General features: G+C 58.4%; 21 protein-coding genes and 1 tRNA gene. 6 read left to right on the top strand and 16 right to left on the bottom strand.

The window, feature by feature from the left end:
* The coding region (ffh, locus tag ADG881_RS15940; RefSeq protein ID WP_039926968.1) for a signal recognition particle protein at positions 1-1,333 on the bottom strand (1,333 nt) is incomplete at its 3' end.
* Positions 1,334-1,562: 229 nt separating this feature from the next.
* On the opposite strand from ffh, the gene ADG881_RS15935 reads away from it, so the two are divergent.
* Both ADG881_RS15935 and ADG881_RS15930 read left to right on the top strand, forming a co-directional pair.
* Entirely contained in the window at positions 1,563-2,363 is an 801-nt protein-coding gene (locus tag ADG881_RS15935; protein WP_007149614.1) for an inner membrane protein YpjD, read from the top strand.
* 169 nt (positions 2,364-2,532) lie between these two features.
* Positions 2,533-3,801, top strand: a complete 1,269-nt coding sequence (locus ADG881_RS15930; RefSeq protein WP_007148558.1) for an HlyC/CorC family transporter — start codon at positions 2,533-2,535, stop codon at positions 3,799-3,801.
* A gap of 146 nt (positions 3,802-3,947) precedes the next feature.
* Here ADG881_RS15930 and rssA read toward each other — a convergent pair whose 3' ends face one another.
* Genes rssA through ADG881_RS15910 form a run of 4 tightly spaced genes read right to left on the bottom strand, consistent with a single transcriptional unit; the run spans position 3,948 to position 6,238 of the window.
* A complete protein-coding gene (gene rssA / locus ADG881_RS15925; protein WP_007148443.1) occupies positions 3,948-4,877 on the bottom strand; it encodes a patatin-like phospholipase RssA in 930 nt (309 codons plus the stop codon).
* On the bottom strand, positions 4,874-5,083 hold the full coding sequence (locus ADG881_RS15920; RefSeq protein ID WP_007151189.1) for a DUF1289 domain-containing protein: 210 nt from the start codon (positions 5,081-5,083) through the stop codon (positions 4,874-4,876). Before ADG881_RS15920 ends, rssA begins: the two co-directional genes overlap by 4 nt.
* The gene (locus ADG881_RS15915) at positions 5,076-5,612 is read right to left on the bottom strand and encodes a gamma carbonic anhydrase family protein (protein ID WP_007149553.1); all 537 of its coding nucleotides are present in this window, start codon (positions 5,610-5,612) and stop codon (positions 5,076-5,078) included. Before ADG881_RS15915 ends, ADG881_RS15920 begins: the two co-directional genes overlap by 8 nt.
* Positions 5,613-5,662: 50 nt before the next feature.
* Positions 5,663-6,238, bottom strand: coding sequence for a CoA pyrophosphatase (locus ADG881_RS15910; protein WP_039926967.1), 576 nt, complete (start codon positions 6,236-6,238; stop codon positions 5,663-5,665).
* Positions 6,239-6,572: 334 nt separating this feature from the next.
* Between ADG881_RS15910 and ADG881_RS15905 the strand changes: the two genes are divergently transcribed.
* Positions 6,573-7,130, top strand: coding sequence for an NUDIX hydrolase (locus tag ADG881_RS15905; RefSeq protein ID WP_039927549.1), 558 nt, complete (start codon positions 6,573-6,575; stop codon positions 7,128-7,130).
* Positions 7,131-7,150: 20 nt separating this feature from the next.
* Here ADG881_RS15905 and ADG881_RS15900 read toward each other — a convergent pair whose 3' ends face one another.
* The 4 genes from ADG881_RS15900 to purL form a co-directional block, all read right to left on the bottom strand.
* The gene (locus tag ADG881_RS15900) at positions 7,151-7,495 is read right to left on the bottom strand and encodes a hypothetical protein (RefSeq protein ID WP_007150677.1); all 345 of its coding nucleotides are present in this window, start codon (positions 7,493-7,495) and stop codon (positions 7,151-7,153) included.
* A 24-nt stretch (positions 7,496-7,519) separates the two neighbouring features.
* Positions 7,520-8,233 (bottom strand): PaaI family thioesterase, encoded by a 714-nt coding sequence (locus ADG881_RS15895; RefSeq protein ID WP_007150171.1) that lies wholly within the window; start codon positions 8,231-8,233, stop codon positions 7,520-7,522.
* A gap of 3 nt (positions 8,234-8,236) precedes the next feature.
* Positions 8,237-8,902, bottom strand: coding sequence for a PaaI family thioesterase (locus tag ADG881_RS15890; RefSeq protein ID WP_007149182.1), 666 nt, complete (start codon positions 8,900-8,902; stop codon positions 8,237-8,239).
* Between the two features lie 172 nt (positions 8,903-9,074).
* A complete protein-coding gene (gene purL / locus ADG881_RS15885; protein WP_007149020.1) occupies positions 9,075-12,965 on the bottom strand; it encodes a phosphoribosylformylglycinamidine synthase in 3,891 nt (1,296 codons plus the stop codon).
* A 43-nt stretch (positions 12,966-13,008) separates the two neighbouring features.
* On the opposite strand from purL, the gene ADG881_RS17700 reads away from it, so the two are divergent.
* Both ADG881_RS17700 and mltF read left to right on the top strand, forming a co-directional pair.
* On the top strand, positions 13,009-13,287 hold the full coding sequence (locus ADG881_RS17700; RefSeq protein ID WP_198005017.1) for a hypothetical protein: 279 nt from the start codon (positions 13,009-13,011) through the stop codon (positions 13,285-13,287).
* 100 nt (positions 13,288-13,387) lie between these two features.
* Positions 13,388-14,791, top strand: coding sequence for a membrane-bound lytic murein transglycosylase MltF (gene mltF, locus ADG881_RS15875; protein WP_007148778.1), 1,404 nt, complete (start codon positions 13,388-13,390; stop codon positions 14,789-14,791).
* Positions 14,792-14,903: 112 nt separating this feature from the next.
* Here the strand turns inward: mltF and ADG881_RS15870 are convergent, their stop codons facing one another.
* From ADG881_RS15870 to ADG881_RS15855, 4 genes are all read right to left on the bottom strand, one after another.
* Positions 14,904-15,749, bottom strand: a complete 846-nt coding sequence (locus ADG881_RS15870; RefSeq protein WP_007149604.1) for a DUF72 domain-containing protein — start codon at positions 15,747-15,749, stop codon at positions 14,904-14,906.
* Entirely contained in the window at positions 15,746-16,207 is a 462-nt protein-coding gene (locus ADG881_RS15865) for a hypothetical protein (RefSeq protein ID WP_007151455.1), read from the bottom strand. Before ADG881_RS15865 ends, ADG881_RS15870 begins: the two co-directional genes overlap by 4 nt.
* 109 nt (positions 16,208-16,316) lie before the next feature.
* Positions 16,317-16,393 (bottom strand) — tRNA-Val (locus ADG881_RS15860).
* Between the two features lie 97 nt (positions 16,394-16,490).
* Entirely contained in the window at positions 16,491-17,186 is a 696-nt protein-coding gene (locus ADG881_RS15855) for a GntR family transcriptional regulator (RefSeq protein ID WP_007149940.1), read from the bottom strand.
* A 194-nt stretch (positions 17,187-17,380) separates the two neighbouring features.
* Here ADG881_RS15855 and ADG881_RS15850 point away from each other — a divergent pair, with 194 nt between their 5' ends.
* Positions 17,381-17,926, top strand: coding sequence for a hypothetical protein (locus ADG881_RS15850; RefSeq protein WP_007151412.1), 546 nt, complete (start codon positions 17,381-17,383; stop codon positions 17,924-17,926).
* A 424-nt stretch (positions 17,927-18,350) separates the two neighbouring features.
* Here ADG881_RS15850 and ADG881_RS15845 read toward each other — a convergent pair whose 3' ends face one another.
* The 3 genes from ADG881_RS15845 to purC form a co-directional block, all read right to left on the bottom strand.
* A complete protein-coding gene (locus ADG881_RS15845; protein ID WP_050760178.1) occupies positions 18,351-18,857 on the bottom strand; it encodes a hypothetical protein in 507 nt (168 codons plus the stop codon).
* A gap of 143 nt (positions 18,858-19,000) precedes the next feature.
* Positions 19,001-19,234 carry a DUF6726 family protein gene (locus ADG881_RS15840; protein ID WP_007149847.1) on the bottom strand — a complete coding sequence of 78 codons (234 nt, stop codon included), beginning with the start codon at positions 19,232-19,234 and terminating at the stop codon, positions 19,001-19,003.
* 73 nt (positions 19,235-19,307) lie between these two features.
* Complete coding sequence (purC, locus tag ADG881_RS15835) at positions 19,308-20,024, bottom strand: phosphoribosylaminoimidazolesuccinocarboxamide synthase (protein WP_007149062.1); 717 nt, start codon at positions 20,022-20,024, stop codon at positions 19,308-19,310.
* Positions 20,025-20,037: the final 13 nt, after the last annotated feature.

Below are 20,037 nucleotides of genomic sequence, written 5' to 3'. Positions count from 1 at the left end.
CTTCCATGCCTCGCATCATGTTCTTCATGCCACCCTTGGTGCGCATCTTCTTCATCATCTTGGCCATCATCTTCTGCTGCTTGATGAGGCGGTTCAGGTCCTGAATCTCCAGGCCGGCACCGGCGACAATGCGTTTCTTCCGGGAGCCCTTAAGCAGATCCGGGTTACGGCGCTCTTTGGGGGTCATGGAATCAATCAGGGCTTCCATGTGCTTCATCTGTTTCATGGCGGCCGGATCCTGGGCCGCTTCCATCATCCCGCCCATGCCCGGCAACTTGTCGAGCAGGCCGGCCATGCCGCCCATATTACGCATCTGCTGGAACTGGTCCTTGAGATCCTCGAAGTCCATCGCCTTGCCTTTCTTGAACTTCTTGGCGATTTTTTCGGCTTTCTTCTTGTCCAGCTTGCGCTCGGCTTCTTCCACCAGGGAGAGCACGTCGCCCATGCCGAGAATCCGGCTGGCGATACGATCCGGGTGGAACGGCTCCAGGGCGTCGGTCTTCTCGCCCATACCGATGAACTTGATCGGCTTGCCGGTGAGCTGACGCACAGACAGCGCCGCACCACCGCGGGAATCACCGTCGGCCTTGGTGAGGATCACACCGGTGAGCGGCAGCGCTTCATTAAAGGCCTGGGCGGTGTTGGCCGCATCCTGACCGGTCATGGCGTCCACCACGAACAGGGTTTCCACCGGGCTGATGGCCCCGTGCAGGCGCTTGATCTCGCTCATCATGTCTTCGTCGACATGCAGACGGCCTGCGGTATCGACGATCAGCACGTCCATATAACGACGGCGGGCTTCTTCCAGCGCCGCATTGGCAATATCCACCGGGTCCTGGTCGCCGGTGGACGGGAAGAAGTTGGTCTCCACTTCCCCCGCCAGGGTTTTCAGCTGCTCGATAGCCGCCGGGCGGTAGACGTCAGCGGACACCACCATGACTTTCTTCTTCTCACGCTCCTGCAGGAAACGCGCAAGCTTGGCCACAGAGGTGGTTTTACCGGCACCCTGCAGGCCCGCCATCAGAATAATGGCCGGCGGCTTGGTGGCCAGATCCAGGGCGTCGTTGGCATCGCCCATGGTGTGAACCAGCTCGTCGTTGACGATCTTCACAAACGCCTGGCCCGGGTTCAGGCTCTGCAGCACTTCCTGCCCCAGGGCCTTTTCCTTTACCTGCTCGACAAACTCTTTCACCACCGGCAAGGCCACATCGGCCTCCAGCAGTGCCTTGCGCACTTCGCGCAGGGTGTCGCGGATATTGTCTTCGGTCAGGGAACCCTGACCTGCCAGGCTTTTAAGCGACGATCCCAACCGATCGGTGAGATTCTCGAACATGGGTCTACCTCCAAATGCACCATGTCTGCGGCCGGGCGTGCCTGCCGCAGTGACAGGGGCGCGATTATAGCCCTCCTTGGGCACCAACGTCATGGGCCCCGGCCGCAGTCTTCCCTTTCACGGCACAAAATGAGAATGATTGTTGATAGATAACTGGCGGCTATGCCAGACTTCAGCGGGCTTGGCCCGCCATTTTATGCTGGGCGCCTACTTCGGATAACAACGACTTATGAACTTTTCCGTGATCAACGGCTTCGCGGCGTTTGTTTTGTATCTCGCCGCCTGCCTGATCCTCTATCGGCAATTTCGCGGCCAGACAGTCCCGTCCCGGGCCAGCATTCTGATCCCCGGCACCCTGGCCGTTATCGCCCATGCCGCCAGCCTGTGGCAGGTGATGATCACCACCAGCGGACTGCAACTGGGGCTGTTCCCCGTCGCCTCCGCCGTGGCCATGACCGGGGCCGCCGTGGTCGTCGTGTCCAGCCTGTATCGCCCGTTCGAGTGGATTTCAGCGCTCGTCTATCCCTTTGCCGCGTGCACCATTCCCGCCATGCTGTGGGTCAGCACCGGTTACACCGCCCACCCGCTGGCCCACGGCCTGGGCGTACATGTCCTGTTTTCCATCGTTGCCTACGCCGTGTTGGCCCTGGCCGCCTGTCAGGCGATTCTGCTCTGGATTCAGGACCGTCAACTCAAGAGCGGCCATATCCGTGGCGTCATGCGGCTTTTCCCGCCGATCCAGGTGATGGAATCCATGCTGTTCGAGGCAATCTGGCTGGGCGAAATCCTGCTCACCGTTGCCATCTTCAGCGGCTTCCTCTACGTGGACAATCTGTTTGCCCAACACCTGATGCACAAAACCGTGCTGACCCTGGTGTCCTGGGTGGTGTTCGCCATCCTGCTGGCGGGACGCTATGTCCGTGGCTGGCGAGGGCGTACCGCCATTCGCTTTACGCTCAGCGGTTTTGCAGTCTTGCTGGTGGCCTTCTTCGGCAGCCAACTGGTTCTGGAATTCATCTTGAAACGCTAACGCGCTTAACGTTAAAAGAGCCCAAACGCGGCCTCCAGCCTTTGAGTGCCCCCCCAACCCTGGGCCCGCGTTTCAACTTTTAACTTTCAACTCGCTCCTGCTCTCCTTGACACCCTAACCCCCCGGCCCGAACAATAGCGGGCCGACTGGCGGATAAACGATATTTCCTTTGGATACCTACTCTGACGGGTGGCTGATTGGCGCCCTGATTATTCTGATTCTGGCCTCTGCCTTCTTCTCCAGCAGTGAAACCGGCATGGTGGCTATTAACCGCTACCGCCTTCGACATCTTGCCCGTCAGGGACAAAAAGCGGCCAGCCGGGTTGAAGCCCTGCTCAAACGCACGGACCGGCTGCTCTCCGTGATCCTCATCGGCAACAACTTCGTCAATAATTTTGCTGCCACCGTGGCTGCGATTCTGGCGATTCGCTGGCTGGGCGACAGCGGTGCCGCCGTGGCCCCGGTGGTCATCACCATCATCATGCTGGTCTTCGCGGAAATCACGCCAAAGACATACGCCGCCATGCGCCCGGAGCGAGTCGCGTTTCCCGCCAGCCTGGTGCTCAAGCCGTTGCAGGTATTGTTGGCGCCACTGGTGTGGATGGTTAACGGCGTCAGCAGCATGCTGCTGCGTCTGGGTGGCATTCGCCCCAATGAACAGGACGACGATCACCTGAGCCCGGAAGAGCTTCGCACTGTGGTGAATGAAGCCGGCGGACTGATTCCCGAAAATCACCAGAAAATGCTGCTTAACATCCTCGATCTGGAAACCGTGACCGTGGAGGACATCATGGTCCCGCGTAACGAGATGGTCGGCATTGATCTGGATGACGACATGCACGAAATCCTTACCACCTTGCGCGCCAGCCAACATACCCGGCTGCCGGTCTTCAATGGCGATCCCAACAACATGATCGGCCTGCTGCACCTGCGCAAACTCAGCCGCTTGCTGCTCAAGGAAGACATCAACAAGGCTGAGCTGATGCAGTACACGGTGGAGCCCTACTTCGTACCGGAAGCCACCTCCCTGCACCAGCAGCTGATCAACTTCCAGAATGCCAAACGCCGCATCGGCATTGTCGTGGATGAGTATGGCGACGTGCAGGGCCTTGTCACCCTGGAGGATATTCTCGAAGAGATTGTCGGCGAGTTCACCACCGATCTGGCCGCCACCAGCCAGGACATCCACCCCCAGGACGATGGCAGCTTCGTGATCGACGGCTCCTCCACCTTGCGCGACATCAACCGCGCGCTGCACTGGGAGCTGCCCACCGATGGCCCGAAAACCCTGAACGGCCTAATTCTGGAATACCTTCAGGATATCCCCGACGCCAACATTTCGGTGAAAATCGACCAATACCTGATCGAAATTCTGCAGGTGAAAGACAATATGGTGAAGGCGGTGAGAGCCAGGAAAGCAGAGCAAGTTGATAGTTGATAGTGGACAGCTGACAGCGACGCATCCCAGGTTATCTTAAAATCCAAACGAAAGAGGCCGCTTCCAAAGCATGGAGGCGGCCTCTTTCCTTTCAATCCAAACCACAGCTTATCGAGACGCTGTCAGCTGCCCACTATCAGCTGTTTTCAAACCCGATCCGCGATCGGCGACCCAACCCAGGCGAGAATATCGGCCTCGTAGCGTTTCACCAACGCACGCCCTTCGGCGATGGCTTCCTTGGCACGGTGAAAATCCATCAGCGCGAAGTCTTCCAGCATTGGCACCAGCGTCACTTCAGGCGGATCGCCAGCCATACGCGAGCGGGTAATGCGGTCCTGCATGATATTGATGCTGGACGCCACCACATCGAAAAAGCCCGGATCCTGACCGTCTCCTGAAGCGAAGTAATCCATCATTTTCTGCCAGATACTGCGCTCTTCAGCGGTGCCTTCTTCTCCCTCTGCCTGGCTGCGGGTGTCCCGGGACAGGTGGGCGCCAACCAACTGGGCATTGAGATTCACCGCGATCACCACATCTGCGCCCATGGCGCGAGCGGCAGAAACAGGAACCGGATTCACCAGGCCACCATCGAGCATCCAGCGCCCCTGCATCTTCACTGGAGAAAACAGCCCCGGCAAGGCACAGGATGCCCGCGCGGCATCCAGCATCCGCCCTTTGGTAATCCAGACTTCGCGGCCACTTTTCATGTCTGTGGCCACCGTGACCAGCTTCTTGTCCAGGGTCTCGATTTCCGGGTTTTCATGGTGCTCCTGAAAAAAGCTGAACAGCTTTTCCCCTTTCACCATGCCGCCGGAAAAGCTGATATCCAGCAGACCAAACACATCCTTGACCGTCAGGGATTCCACCCAGTCGGCAAAGGCATTGAGCGTGCCGGTCACATAGGCGCCCCCTACCAATGCGCCAATGGATGTTCCGGCCACTACCTGTGGCTGCACACCGATTTCTTCCAGCGCCTGGATGATCCCGATATGCGCCCAGCCGCGGGCGGAACCACTGCCTAAGGCCAACCCGACAACGGGACGCACCGGCTCCTGGCTACCAATCTGTGTTGTCATGGCTTTTTCTCCTTGCGCACCACACAGGGGGCCGGCTCGCCGTTCATTCGCTGATCAATACGGCGAAACACCTCTCGCTTTTCATCATCCGAGAGCAAGCCCCAGATGGAAATTTCCCCGCCGGTACGGAAGCAGCCCACACAGATATCCTCTTCATCCAGTGCGCAGATCGATACACACGGCGACACCAGTTGCCTGTCAGTCATGGAACCGTTCGTCCACCTCCAGGTGTTGATCGAATTCTTTGGCATGGGCCACGTAATGCATGCTGCCCATGGTCAGCATGGCCTTGTGCCCTTCACCAATTTCCTTCACCACCTTGGCCGGCGATCCCATCACCAGGGAGTTGTCTGGAATTTTCATTCCTTCCGGCACCAGCGAATTGGCACCGATAATGCAGTTATTGCCAATCACGGCTTTATTGAGCACCACCGCATTGATACCGATAAGGCTGTTATCGCCCACGGTGCAGCCATGCAGCATAACCTTGTGGCCCACGGTCACGTCGCGGCCCAGTTTCATGGGTACGCCCGGATCCACATGCAGCACAGCACCGTCCTGAATATTGGTGTTTTCGCCGATTTCGATCACATCGTTGTCGGCCCGCAATACCGCGTTGAACCAGATGCTGCTGTTGGCTTCCATGATCACCGAACCAATGACGGTGGCATTGTCTGCAATCCAGTGGCCACTACCACGCTGCTCCAGGCGGCGCTCACCAATCTTGTAAATCATTCGACTCCCCTTTGTTTTCTCTTGCCAGGCAGAGCGTGACCGGCTGAAGGCTAGCCCTTCACCTCAAACTCAATGCCCGCATCATAGACGTGGTTGATCAAATCCAGAATCATGAAGGCCGTCAGGCCCCAAATGCGTTTGTCTTCATAGTAATAGCTGGGAATACGGAACTGGCGACCAAACACATCAATGGGGCTGGACAGCTCCGGAACCTCATCCAGAAAGAACTGCAGGGGCACCTGGAAGATGGTATCGATTTCGCCAGGCTCGGCTTGCAGCTGTGCCTCCGGGCGAACGATGCCCACAAAAGGCGTTACCTTCATACCATACCGGGAAGCCAGCGGAGACAACTGCCCCAATACATCCACGTAATCCGGCGACAATCCCACCTCTTCCTGACTTTCACGCAAGGCTGTCATCAGCAGGTTTTTATCGCCCGGATCCCGCTTTCCACCCGGGAAGGCCACCTCACCGGCATGGGTCGGCATGGAATTGGAACGCACCGTCAGGATGACCCGGGGCTCCGGCACATCGACCAACGGCATCAGAACGGCGGCCTCGGGCAACGCCAGGGGCAATTCTGTGCGTCTGTAATCAGGCAAACGCTGCCTGAGCTGCTCAAGCACACCCTTCTCCAATTCTGAAATTCAAACGGTAGTTTGAACAGCCCGGCCCCCCTGGGCAAGCCTTGTTATCGCTCACACCCGCCGGCCATTCACCCAACCTCATACTGAGACCCGACACACCAACCACGCTGACCGCTTGAGCCATCACATAAACGCTCGACACAACGCCCTGTCAGCTCCCGGGCTCGCTAGCTTCTGGCAGCCGAGATAGTTAGTCTATTGACCATTATCGACTGTCCCCCTGCTCTCCCAAAAACCGGCACCTGACGGAATGAGAGTAAGGCACACCAAATCATTTGCGGATATGACTGATATCCGCCGCAGCGAGTTTTCCATGAAATTCTGCAGCCATTGCGGCAATCCCAACCTGCAATTCAGTATTCCGGAAGGAGATAATCGCCCCCGTTACTGGTGCCAGGATTGCGAGACGATCCATTACCAGAATCCCAAGATCGTGGTGGGCGCCGTGCCAATATGGGAAGGAAAAGTGCTGCTCTGCAAGCGCGCCATCGAACCGCGCAAAGGCTATTGGACGCTACCCGCAGGCTACATGGAAAACGGCGAAACCCTGCAGGAAGGGGCCGCCAGAGAGACATGGGAAGAAGCCTGCGCCACAGTGGCCATCGGCGACCTGTATACGGTTTTCAACCTGCCCCACATTAATCAGGTATACGTCTTCTTTCTGGGGGACGTGGAAGACGGCAAATACGGCGTCGGCGAAGAGAGCAGTGACGCAGGCCTGTTTGCTCTGGATGACATCCCCTGGGATGAGCTGGCCTTCCCCACCATCGGGCGCACGCTGCGATTTTATATTGATGACCTTGCCCGCAACGATTTTCCCGTGCGCACCCAGGACATCCAGCCGCTCAAGCGTCGCCCGAAAGACGAATAAGCGAAGCCCGGCAGCGACTCTCAGTGCGTACCCGGCAGCGGCTCCAGCTTCCACAAATCGATGGCAGGTTCTTCATAGGGGTGCGACAGACGTAACGCACTGATCACCGCTTGCAGGCACGCGCCCAGGCAAAGCGTCTCCACCCGGTACTCTTCCACCACTTCCACCTGGTCATGCTGACCGAGAAAGGGCTGGCTCCCTGACAGGGGCCGGAACTGCCCTTGGCCCAGCGTCTGAAAGCTGCAATGATCATAATCGCCCAGTTGCCCGGCGCCGGCCTCGAAAATAGCCGTTTTCACCTGTTCCACATGGCTCACGGGCACGTAAAAGCACAACTTGTAATGTTGATCACTGGCTTCTGTCATTCTTGCCTCCCGGTGCGTTGAACGTTACGACGCTACCCCGGTATCCGACGGTAGCGCAGACGCGAATTCCGGTTTCAACGCATACTCACCATGGGCCGAAATCCAGATCCCTTCTGCCGAAACCGTTTGCTCACCGTTCACCCAGACACTGCCTTCACAGCGTAATTTGCGGCGCTCCAGCGAAACCAGCCGGGCTTCGAAATCCACCGGCGTGTTCAACGGCGTGGCCGCCAGATAGCGGATATTCAAAGTGCCAGTCATACCGATCTGGCGGACATAATCCTGCGTCTTGGCCATCAGCATATCCAATGCCAGGGCCAGCACGCCACCGTGCACCCGCCCGGGCGGCCCCTGAAACACCGAGCCAAACGTGGCCCGGCCACGAATACGGTCACCATCGATCCACAATTCCAGTGGCGGCGAAAGAGGCGAGGCTTTACCGGTAAGAATTTCAAAGTCCACCAGGTCGGTCACGTCATCACCACTGCCCTGCCCGGCCAGCAGTCGCTGCAAAATCTCGCTGTAATCGCGCTGCCCTTCCTGCTGCAATGCCTGACGCAACTGCTGCACCTGGGCGATATAGTCCTGCAATTTATCCTGCGACGCATCCAGCCTCAGCACCTGTTCGGTAAGGCCAGCCAACTCTTTGCCCAGCTGACGATGCAACTGTGCCCGGGTTGAAGGTTCCGGCGTTTCCGCCACACGAATATCGCGAAAATGGTAGGTGGTTTCCGTCATCGATTACCCCAGACTCTTGGGTGTCAGCCAGACACCTTCTGCGCTGACGGTCTGGGTGTCCCCGTGCCAGATGCCGCCCTCTACAAAAATTTTCCGCCCTTCCTGGCCGGTAATATGCGCCCGACATTCAATCGGCGCTTCTATCGGTGTCGCGGCCAAATAACGAATATTCAGCGTACCGGTGACGCCCAAACGAAACGCGGCATGCAGCGCACGGGAGAGCCCCGCATCCAGCAGCCAGGCGATCACCCCGCCGTGCACCCGTCCCGGCGGCCCCTGATACTGAAGCCCCAGGCTGACTTCTCCACGGATACCATCCTGATCTTCATGCAGCCACTGCACCTGAGGAGCGATCGGGTTGGACGGGCCGCCCACCGGGTCGTAGTCCATCATGTGATAGATATCGTCCGCGGTGGCCTTGCCGGTAAACAGTTTTCGATTCGCTTCACGGGTATCACGACGTTCCGGTATGCCCACTGTCTCCACCATGGCTTCCAGTTGCGCTGCCCAACCGGCGAGGGTTGCTTCATCCGCTTCTGCACGAATCAACCGCTCGGCCAGTAATTGCATGGCCGCACTGATACGGCGGCGCTGTGCAAAATCACTGGGCACAGGCTCGGTTTTATAGGCCTTTTGCAACTCAAAAGGCCCGAAGGTTTTTTCAGACACAGATCACCAATGAATAATTAATAACGAAAGGATTCAAACAATCGTTTGATTTTGAGGGGAGAGACTCTGTAGCTCAAGCTCATAAAAGGACATAAAAAAGGCGGAAATGGCCACCCCATTTCCGCCTTTATGTTTCGTTATTAATTATGAGTTATTCATTATTAATTGCTGTTCACCCCACCCACTTGCGGGCGTTGGCAAACATCCGCAACCAGGGGCCATTCTCGTGGCCACGCCAGTCGTCCGGAATCCAGCTGTTCTGCAACACCCGGAACACCCGCTCCGGGTGCGGCATCATGATGGTGACACGCCCGTCAGTGGTGGTGAACCCGGTGACGCCCTGTGGAGAACCATTGGGGTTGGCCGGGTATTGTTCGGCCGGGTTACCCAGGCCGTCCACATAACGCAGGCTTACCAGGCGCTGCTCGATATTGCGGTTCAGGGCGTCATCCGCCAGCTCCACTCGGCCTTCCCCGTGAGCCACGGCAATCGGGATGCGCGTGCCAGCCATGTCTTTCAACAAGATGGACGGGGAATCCTGCACTTCCACCAGGGAAGTACGCGCCTCAAACTGCTCAGACAGGTTACGCACAAAACGCGGCCAGTGTTCCGCACCGGGAATCAGGTCTTTCAAATGCGACAGCATCTGGCAGCCGTTACAGACCCCCAGCGCAAAGGTGTCTTCACGGAAGAAGAAACGGTTAAACGCTTCGCGCATTGCGTCGTTATAGAGCACGGTCTTGGCCCAGCCACCGCCGGCACCCAGCACGTCCCCGTAGGAGAAACCGCCACAGGCAACCAGCCCCTTGAAGTCATCCAGCTTCACACGGCCTTCGAGCAAATCACTCATGTGCACATCAACGGCGGAGAAGCCGACGCGATCAAACGCCGCCGCCATTTCTGTCTGACCATTAACGCCCTGCTCGCGCAGGATGGCCATTTGCGGTTTGCTGCCAGTATTGATGAACGGCGCTGCCGGATTTTCCGTCATATCAAAGGTCAAACGCACATTCAGGCCCGGGCCATTGCTGTGCGGAATCGCATCGAATTCCTGACGGGCACAATCCGGGTTATCCCGCAGGGACTGCACCTGATAACTGGTTTCCGCCCAGATACGCTGCAATTCACGGCGCGGGGTTTCCAGCAGAATACCGCCCCCCAAACGCAGGCGAATCACATCGTCACCATCCGGTTGCCCCAAACGGTGAACGCACTGCCCGAGACCCGCTTCGGCATAACGAGCAACCACTTCTTCCGCCTGGGATTTTTCCACCTGCAACACCGCGCCCAGCTCTTCGGTAAACAACGCCGCGATGGCTTCCGGGGTATCGCCGGCCAAGTGATCCAGGGAAATATCCAGCCCCGTACGGGCAGCAAAGGCCATTTCCACCAGGCTGGTGAACAGACCGCCGTCGGAGCGGTCGTGGTACGCCAACAGTTTGCGTTCGGCCAGCAACTGCTGGGTCACCTCGAAGAAAGCGATCAGGTCTTTGGCATCGTCCAGGTCCGGTGCGATATCACCGACCTTGCCGTACACCTGCGCCAGGGCGGAGCCGGCCATGCGGTTCTGACCACGGCCCAGGTCCAGCAGCAGCAGTTCGCTGTCCACACCGGTTTTCAGCTCCGGGGTCACCGTCAGGTCGATGTCGGTCACCGTAGAGAAGGCAGAAATCACCAGCGACATGGGGGCGGTGACGCTTTTATCGATACCCTTGTCGTTCCAGACCGTACGCATGGACAACGAATCCTTGCCCACCGGAATGGCGATACCCAGCTTCGGACACAGGTCCATGCCCACCGCTTTCACCGCATCGAACAGAGCCTGGTCTTCACCCGGGTGACCCGCCGCAGCCATCCAGTTGGCCGACATGCTGATCTGGCCCAGATCACCCAGATGGGCGCCGGCAATATTGGTGATTGATTCAGCCACCGCCATCCGCCCGGACGCCGCTGCGTCCACCAGTGCCACCGGGGTACGCTCCCCCATGGCCATGGCTTCGCCGGTGGTTTTGTTTTCTGCGTTGGGGTTAAAGCCGGTAGCGGTCACCGCGCAATCGGCCACCGGCACCTGCCAGGGGCCAACCATCTGGTCCCGGTGCACCAGCCCGGTAATGGAGCGGTCACCAATGGTAATCAGGAAGCTCTTGGAGGCCACGGACGGCAGGCGCATCACCCGCTCACCGGCTTCTTTCAGGTCGATACCCTCGGTGGTGAACGCCTGACGCACAAAATCTTCGCGCTCGAAGCTGCGCAGCATTTTCGGCGGTTTGCCGAACAGCAGATCCATGGGCAGATCCACCGGCGCCTTGCCGAAATGCTCATCGCTCACGGTCAGGTGCTCGGCATCGGTGGCTTCGCCCAGTACGGCGTAGGGGGTGCGCTCACGCTGACAAATGGCGTCGAAGTCCGGCACATCGTCTGGCATCACGGCCAGCACATAACGTTCCTGGGCTTCATTACACCAGATTTCCACCGGGCTCATGCCGGGCTCGGAACTGGGCACTTTGCGCAGCTCCAGCTGGGCGCCCATATCATGATCGTGGACCAGCTCCGGCAAGGCGTTGGACAAACCGCCGGCGCCCACATCGTGAATCGATACGATCGGGTTATCGTCCCCGCGGGCCCAGCAGCGATCGATCACTTCCTGCACCCGACGTTCAATCTCCGGGTTCTCACGCTGCACTGAAGCAAAATCCAGCGCTTCCGCAGACTGGCCGGAGGCCATGGAACTGGCCGCCCCGCCGCCCAGCCCGATCAGCATGGCCGGGCCACCCAGCACAATAATCTTGGCGCCGGCGGGAATCGGGTTCTTCTCCACATGGCCATCACGGATGTTGCCCAGACCACCGGCAATCATGATCGGCTTGTGGTAACCGCGCATCTCGTCACCGTTCACACCCGGTGCGTTAATTTCCAGGGTACGGAAGTAACCGCACAGGTTGGGGCGACCAAATTCGTTATTGAAGGCGGCAGCGCCAATCGGCCCTTCGATCATGATATCCAGCGCGGAGGCGATACGCCCGGGTTTACCATAGGGCTGCTCCCAAGGCTGGCCAAAACCAGGGATGTTCAGATTGGATACGGAAAAACCGTTCAGCCCGGCCTTGGGCTTGGAACCACGCCCGGTGGCACCTTCGTCACGGATTTCACCACCGGAACCGGTGGCGGCCCCCGGATGCGGTGCAATCGCCGTGGGGTGGTTATGGGTTTCCACCTTCATCAGCATATGCACCGGTTCGTTCACGAACTGATACTGCTGACTGCCCGGCGCGGGGAAAAAGCGATCGGCCACCGGACCCGCCACTACCGACGAGTTATCGCTGTAAGCGCTTAGCACCCCTTCCGGCGCATGCTTGTAGGTATTGCGGATCATCCCGAACAGGCTCAGATCCTGCGCTTCGCCATCGATGGTCCAGTCCGCGTTGAAAATCTTGTGGCGGCAGTGCTCGGAGTTGGCCTGGGCAAACATCATCAGTTCCGCATCGGACGGGTTACGCCCCAACGCAATGAACTGTTCCACCAGGTATTCAATTTCATCCGCCGCCAACGCCAGGCCCAGCTCACCATTGGCCGCTTCCAGCGCCCCACGGCCACCGCCGAGAATATCCACGGTGGTCAGTTCACGGGGCTGGTGATGGGTAAACAAGGCCTCGGCATCATCCAGCTCCGGCAGCACCACCTCGACCATCCGGTCGTGCAGGGCGCTGGCCAGAGCGTCGCGATCACCGCCTCCGTCCAGGCGATATTCAATCCCGCGCTCAATCCGCTCCACCTGGGTGAGGCCGGCGTTATGACAAATATCCGTCGCCTTGGATGACCAAGGCGAAATGGTGCCCGGGCGCGGCACCACTACGAAACGCTGCCCCTCAACCCGGGCTTCTTCAACACTGGGGCCATACTCGAGCAGGCCTTCCAGCACCTGTTGCTGCGAGGCGTTCAGCGGCGCAGACAGCTCCACAAAATGCACATAGCGCGCCGACAGGGCCGATACGCCGTTCAGGGACTCAAGCAGTTTTTCCTTACGAAATGCGGACAGGGCCGGGCTTCCGGAGAGGATCAGCATAGTGCGCCTTATATGATTACCAATGGGGATTGAGGGGTGCCAGATGTTCAGGGCATTTATTCAGGTTGGCAATGATACGGGATTTGCTCGCCGCTCGCAGCCTCTCAAGCCGCCCAATTACACCGCAATCTACCCGCCTGCCCGCCCTCTCTCACCCTGGCATCAGGCCGTAGCAAATCACCTACGACTGACGCCTGATACGCAAATTAATGCTCTTTTCCTGACTTTTAAAAATTGTGCAAAAAAGGAGCAATTGTTCGACAAAGCTTTACAGAACAGCCATTTGCCGATGATAGAGTTGCGCCGCAATTACGTGATATAGATCACAAGTAAGGCATCATCGTGAAGGCATAGGGCCTTCCACCGGTCGGCGGTAAGCAGTATCGACCTGTCTGGACAACCTGACAGAGGTACCACCAAGGATGACGGTTTTCTTTCGACACAGTAAGCATTTGCTCGCCTCACTGGCGCTGTTCAGCGTATTGGGGCTAATGCTCGCTATGCGTCCCACCCCCTCCGCCATGGAGCGTGTTATCGCCCGTGGAGAGCTGGTGGTGCTAACCCGTCCATCCAACACCACCTACTATGAAGACCAGCATGGCTTCACCGGCATGGAGTACGAGCTGGCCAAGGGCTTTGCCGACAGCCTGGGCGTGGAACTGCGTATCCTGGAATCTGACGACCTGTCCTACATTCGCTACGCAATCCGCAAGGGCACCGCAGACATTGCCGCCGCCGGCCTGGTCGCCACTGCAGAGCGCAGCGAAAGCCTGCGCTTCAGCACTCGCTACCAGAATATCGATACCCTGCTGGTACGCCGCCTGAGCAGCCCGCGAATTACCGACCTGAGCGAGCTGGACGACCAGAAAGTAGCCGTAAGCGCCGGCTCCAGTCACGCCGAGCTGCTGGTCAAGGCACAACTGGACAACCCCGAACTGACCTTCCAGGAAGTGGAAAACGCCACGCCGGAGCAGCTGCTGGCGCTGGTGGAAGACGGCCAGGTCGACTACACCCTGATCAACTCCAACAGCTACGCCCTGCAACGTGCGCTCTGGCCTGACCTGATTGCCGATTACACCGTCGCCACCGACATGCCGCTGGCCTGGGCCTTTAATCCGAAAGATGACAAAAGCCTGTATATGGAAGCGCAGCGCTACCTGACCCAGGCCAAGGCGGACGGCACCACGGCCAAGCTGGAAGACCGTTTCTACGGGCATGTGGAACAGTTCAACCTGTACGCGGCACGCAGCTTCATGCGCCACCTGGACGACCGCCTGCCGCTGTATGAAGGGCTGTTCAAGGAAGCCGAAGACAACAGCGGCTTTGACTGGCGCCTGCTGGCTGCCCTGGCCTACCAGGAGTCCCTGTGGGATCCCCAGGCCATCTCCCCCACCGGGGTCAAGGGCCTGATGATGCTCACCAACGATACCGCACGCCAGATGGGCATCAGTGACCGCACCGATCCGTCACAGAGCATCAGTGCTGGCGCCGCCTACCTGCGCCGCACCCATGCGCGGATTCCCGACCGCATTCCCGAACCCAGCCGCACCTGGATGGCCCTGGCCGCCTACAACGTGGGCTTTGGTCATCTGGAAGATGCCCGCGTGCTGACCCAGCGTCAGGGCGGCGATCCGGACAGCTGGCAGGACGTGAAACAGCGCCTGCCGCTGCTGGCCAAATCCGCCTACGCGGACCAGCTTCGCTACGGCAATGCCCGGGGCGGCCAGGCGGTGGTGTACGTGCGCCATATCCGTCGCTATTACGACCTGCTGGTGTGGGCGGAAAATTCCCGCCGCCGCGATGGCACGCTCATCGCGCTGAATTAACAGAGCAGCAACGTAGTCCGAGTCACGCAACCCTGCCGCGTGCTGCACTTCGAAACTCGCTGCTCGCCACTCGCCACTTTGTCGTCGCAGAGTGAGCCATCTCAGAGTCATATCAGAACAAACCTGGCTGACTCACCTGCTGCCCCAACGCCAACGATGCAAGCCACGGCAAACGTTCCGCCAGCATCTCGTGCCATAGCGCAGCCAGAGCCAGCGCATCACCATTATCCGGCATGTGAATAAACACATAGGGCTGCTTGCCCGCTTCGATCCAGCACACCACCCGTTCAACCCAGGGCGCGAGAAAGAGCCGGTTGGCCTGCAAATCCGGGTGGCCCACGTACCGAATCACCGGCGCCACTTCACCCGGCAACACATGTACCGGCAGCCGAGGCTTCTTGCGCTGGGCATCCCGTGTTGCCGGGTCCTCAGCAGAGGCAGCAAACAATGCCCGACTGTCAAAACAGACCCGGGCAAGCTGACGCTCCCGCAAACCACCGTTAAGTGCCTTTTCCGCTTCGCCCTTGGCGAAAAAGTCCCGGTGTCGCACCTCCACCGTACAATCCAGCGATGCCGGCAACGCCTCCAGAAATCGCCACAGATCCGCCAGGCTCGATGGACCAAAGGCCGCAGGCAACTGCAGCAGGAATGGGCCCAGCACATCGTTCAGCGGAGCCAGTCTGTCCACAAACGCCCGTACCGGCTCCTTGCCGCCCCGTAACAAATCATCATGGGTAATCTGTCGGGGAAATTTGAACAGGAACCGAAACCCCGCCGGTACCTGGGCGCGCCATTGCTCACACTGACGGGCTGAGGGCGTAGCATAAAAAGACGTATTGCCCTCGACCGCATTGAACACCTGGCTATAACGCTCCAAAGGGCTGTTGCCAGCAGGCAGACGTCCATCCCAGGCAGGATGCTGCCACTGCGGGCACCCCAGAAAATAAGGCCGCTTCATGCCACACCTGGGTAGAAATGGTGCTCCCGGAGAATCCTGCGCACCTGTTCTACACGGGCATTACTGAGCTGGCGATAGTCAGGGTAAGGGGTTAACAGCAAGCGTCTTTGCGGGTCCACAGCAATCTCCGCAGCGCCGTGCAATGGCCGGGCGCAGTGCCGCAAGCCGGTAAAGCGCAACAGGTTTTCCTTGCCGCCGATCCAGTGCCAGCAAGGCCCCTGAGCCAACACCGGCGCAAAACACAGCGCCGTCTCCTGAAACAGCACTTGATCCCGGTAGCGCCGCCAATCCTCCGCCACCGGGCACGCCACCTTGGCCAGCAGATTCAGGATCTTTCGCCAGTGATTGGAGTTGGCCGCCACCAACGCGCCCACATCCGGGACCATCCCCATGGGCTGGTGAGGCAGATACAGCATCAGTCCTGGCCGGGCAGCACCCAGGTAATCCGCTTCAGGCATTACAACGTTCTCCTGCTTGAGGAGCTCGCATTCTACAGGGGCGATCTGGAGGAGCGAAAACGAAAAAGGGCCTGCCGCACCGCTGCGACAAGCCCTTTTCGTTTGTATCTGGTAGGCACGAGTGGATTCGAACCACCGACCCCCACCATGTCAAGGTGGTGCTCTAACCAACTGAGCTACGTGCCTAAAGAGGGTGGCAATTCTATGCAGCTTGATCCGTCAGGGCAAGACCCTCGTTGCAGATTGATGGTCATCCCTCAAATGCCATTACCCCAACGCCGCTTTACTTGCGGCGGCGCGAGCCCCAGGCGGTTTCAATCTGACGTGCGCGGGTGATGGACTCTTCCACCAGATCCGACTGGTGCTCGGCAAACTCGCGGATAATTTCCAGGGCCGAACGCACATCACGGCGGAAAATGGTTTCCACCAGCGCCTTGAAGAACGACAGGCACTCCTTGATTTCATCCGGCTCCAGATGCAGGGCCATAAAGTAAGCCCGCTGCATGGCCGGCTGCATATTGATCAGCACATCTTCCACGAAGACATTGCGGGCGAACGGATAGACATGTTCCAGAAAGCGAAAGCTGAGGGTAAAGAAAGCGTCGTGGTCGCGCTCCTCCGCCGCCACTTGCAACCCGTGAACCAGCTCAATGAACGAATCCAGGTCTTCTTCGCGCACCACCTTAATGGCCTTGCGAATCACCAGCCCCAGCAACACCTGCATGACTTCATACAGGCTGCGCACATGGGCTTCGGACATTTCTTTCACCACCGCACCCCGGCGCGGCAAAATGTCGATCAGCTGGCGGCGCTGTAAAATCAGTAGCGCCTCACGCACAGATCCCCGGCTGACATCCAGTTCCCCTGCAACACGCAGCTCCTGAATGCGATCACCGGCCAACATGTCGCCATGGATGATTTGCTGAGCGAGATGCTGGGCAATTTGCTCAGAGAGGCTTTCCTTCGCTTTGAAGCTCACCGAACCCCCGGTACTTGTTGAACAATCCAATTAGGCTTGTCCGACTATAGTACACAAGAAAGCCACCACCAAGTGCTGGATTTGCCAACCATCCCCCGCCAGTATCAAATGCATCAGTGCCATACTGACCAAGCCACAGCACGGATTCACCCACAATAAGAACTGTGACCACACCCAATACCGGGCGGAGCTGCATGAACAAGGAATTGATCACCCAGTTACCCAGAGTCGAGCAACTGTTCGACCAATACGCAGAGCGTTTTGGCAAACAACAGACGGCATACCGCAACCATGTTTATCGGCTGGTAAACCTGGTCATGGCGCAACGTCCCGTCAATGACGAAGAGCTCGGCAAGCTGCAAGTCGCCGCCTTTTTCCATGATGCCGGCATCTGGCTGGCTGGCACCTTTGACTATTTACAACCCTCCGCCCGGCTCGCTGAACACTACCTTCAGGAAGAAGGCCTGGAAGATTGGAGCCAGGATGTGCGCACCATGATCATGAACCACCACAAAGTCAGCCGCTTCAGCCGCAACCATCTGGACCTCACCGAAGTGTTCCGCCGGGCTGACTGGGTTGATGTGAGCCTGGGGCTACTGCGTTTCGGCATTCCCATGGCGCGGATCCGCTTGATCAAACGGGGCTTCCCCAATGCGGGCTTTCATCCGCTACTGCTGAAGCTCAGCGGCCAGCAACTGCTCAGCCAGCCCTGGCGTCCCTTGCCCATGCTCAAACGATAAAACAGCCCCCGCCGGAACCCTAGGGCGCCGCAAAAAAGTTACTCACAACTTCTGTGGATAACTCTGTGCATAGACTGTCAGGAACTGCCGCCACCGCCTGTCGTGCCTGCCATGTCATTAGAATGATGAAAAAATGGCCACAATATTAAACCGTTTAAAATCAGCAACTTACAAATACGCACTGCAAATCAATAGCTTAGCCTCCAACGTTCACGCATCGGGTGAAATCAGCGTGTTCGCTGTGCAAAACTGTTGCCCGCCAACAGGGCATAAGGGGAAAAAGCAAGAGAAAGGCGTGGCTGATTAACGAAAAATCGGGCTTACAGTTTTACCCGGCGCGGCAGGCAAGCGAAGTGATCAGAACGAGAAAAGCCGCTCAATAAGCGGCTTTTCCATAAAACGGTGATTTCGGGCTCAGCAGCAATCAGCGGCGCAGACTGAAACTCACCCCCAGCACGACCACCGGTTCGATATCCAGATCATGCCGATCCCGCTCTTCCTCGCTATCGCAAGCCCTGACGCCACGGTACTCGCCGCACTCCAGCGCTTCCAGCACGCCCACCGCCGCGCTCACGGTCCAGCGCGAGTACGGTTTCACCCACTGGTGGCCCAGTTCAACGCCAGCGCCCAGCCGCTCATAGTGGCGCTCGCCGCCCAGATCGCCCGCCATCAGGCCCGTGTAGAAGCCCTTCTCTGACATGAGTCCGCGTTCCATCTTGCGGCGCCAGCCCGCTACCCAGCGGAACTCTTCCGTATCCAGGCCACTGGAATCCACATAATAGGCAGGCATGCCGTAGAAACTGTTCTTTTCGGTAGCCCATTCGAGGTTAAGCCCGACCAGACCATTGAGATAGCCGATACCGATCAGGGCATCGTCCGCCGCCGCCGACAGAGGCAGCAACGCAAGGAAGGAAAGCAGCCAGCGACGCATGGCAAACTCCAGTTTATTGTTGTTATATCGGGCAAGCCCCGGCAATAAGAGCCTGTATTTTTCACAACCCCCTGGCCGATTACAAGCGCCAGGGCGTCACCCGTAGCCGGCGCAAACGCCGGCCGGGGAAAATTCAGCGTGGATCAGAGCGGGATTTTATCGATACTGTCCGCGGTCCCATCAATGGCCCCGTCGACCTTTTCCAGCGCTTCATCAGCGGCATTACCCGCCACCGGAATAATCGACAGCACCGCCCCGACCACGGAACCGGCCGCCCCCACTAAGCGCATGGGCGTAGTCGCCAGCTTGGTGAGGAAACAGCCACTGAGAACCGCGGCCAACAGGCCAATAACGGCCAGACGCATTACGGATTTCATACCTTCTCCTTTTTTTCTACTTATTATTGGGAGCCTGCCGGCACCGGTCGGCCCGGCAGGCTCGTGTCGTTGATCAGTACTCGAACGTCATCCCCAGACGCTTGCCCACTTCTTCGTAGGCTTCTACCACGCCGCCCAACCCCTGGCGGAAACGGTCCTTGTCCAGTTTTTCGCGGGTGTTCTTGTCCCACAGGCGACAACCGTCCGGGCTGAATTCATCGCCCAGCAGCACTTCACCATTAAACACGCCAAATTCCAGCTTGTAATCCACCAGCAGCATTTCACCGTCCAGAAACAGCTGCTTGAGCACATCGTTCACCTGGAAGGTAAGCACTTTCATCTGCGCCACCTGTTCATCGGTGGCCCAGCCAAAGCTCTGAATATGGAAATCATTGACCATGGGATCCCCCAGGTCATCATCCTTGAGGAAGAATTCAAAGGTAGGCGGGTTCAGCTCCAGCCCTTCTTCCACCCCCAGACGACGACAAATGGAGCCGGCGGCGATGTTACGCACCACACACTCTACCGGGATCATGTCCATCTTCTTGACCAGGGATTCCGTGGCGGACAGGGTTTTCTCGAAGTGGCAGGGAATGCCCGCCGCCTTCAGCTTTTCCATGATGGCTGCGTTGAACTGATTGTTCACCGCTCCCTTGCGTGCCAACGCCTCCTTTTTCTTGCCGTCGAAGGCGGAGGTGTCGTCACGAAACAGCATGATCAGCTTGTCCGCGTCATCGGTGGTGTACACAGACTTGGCTTTGCCGGCATACAACTCGTCGCGTTTTTCCATGGAAAGGCCTATT

It is taken from the genome of Alcanivorax sp. DG881 (genome assembly GCF_000155615.1).
GTDB lineage: Bacteria > Pseudomonadota > Gammaproteobacteria > Pseudomonadales > Alcanivoracaceae > Alcanivorax.
This window is presented reverse-complemented; position numbering and strand designations above follow the sequence as displayed.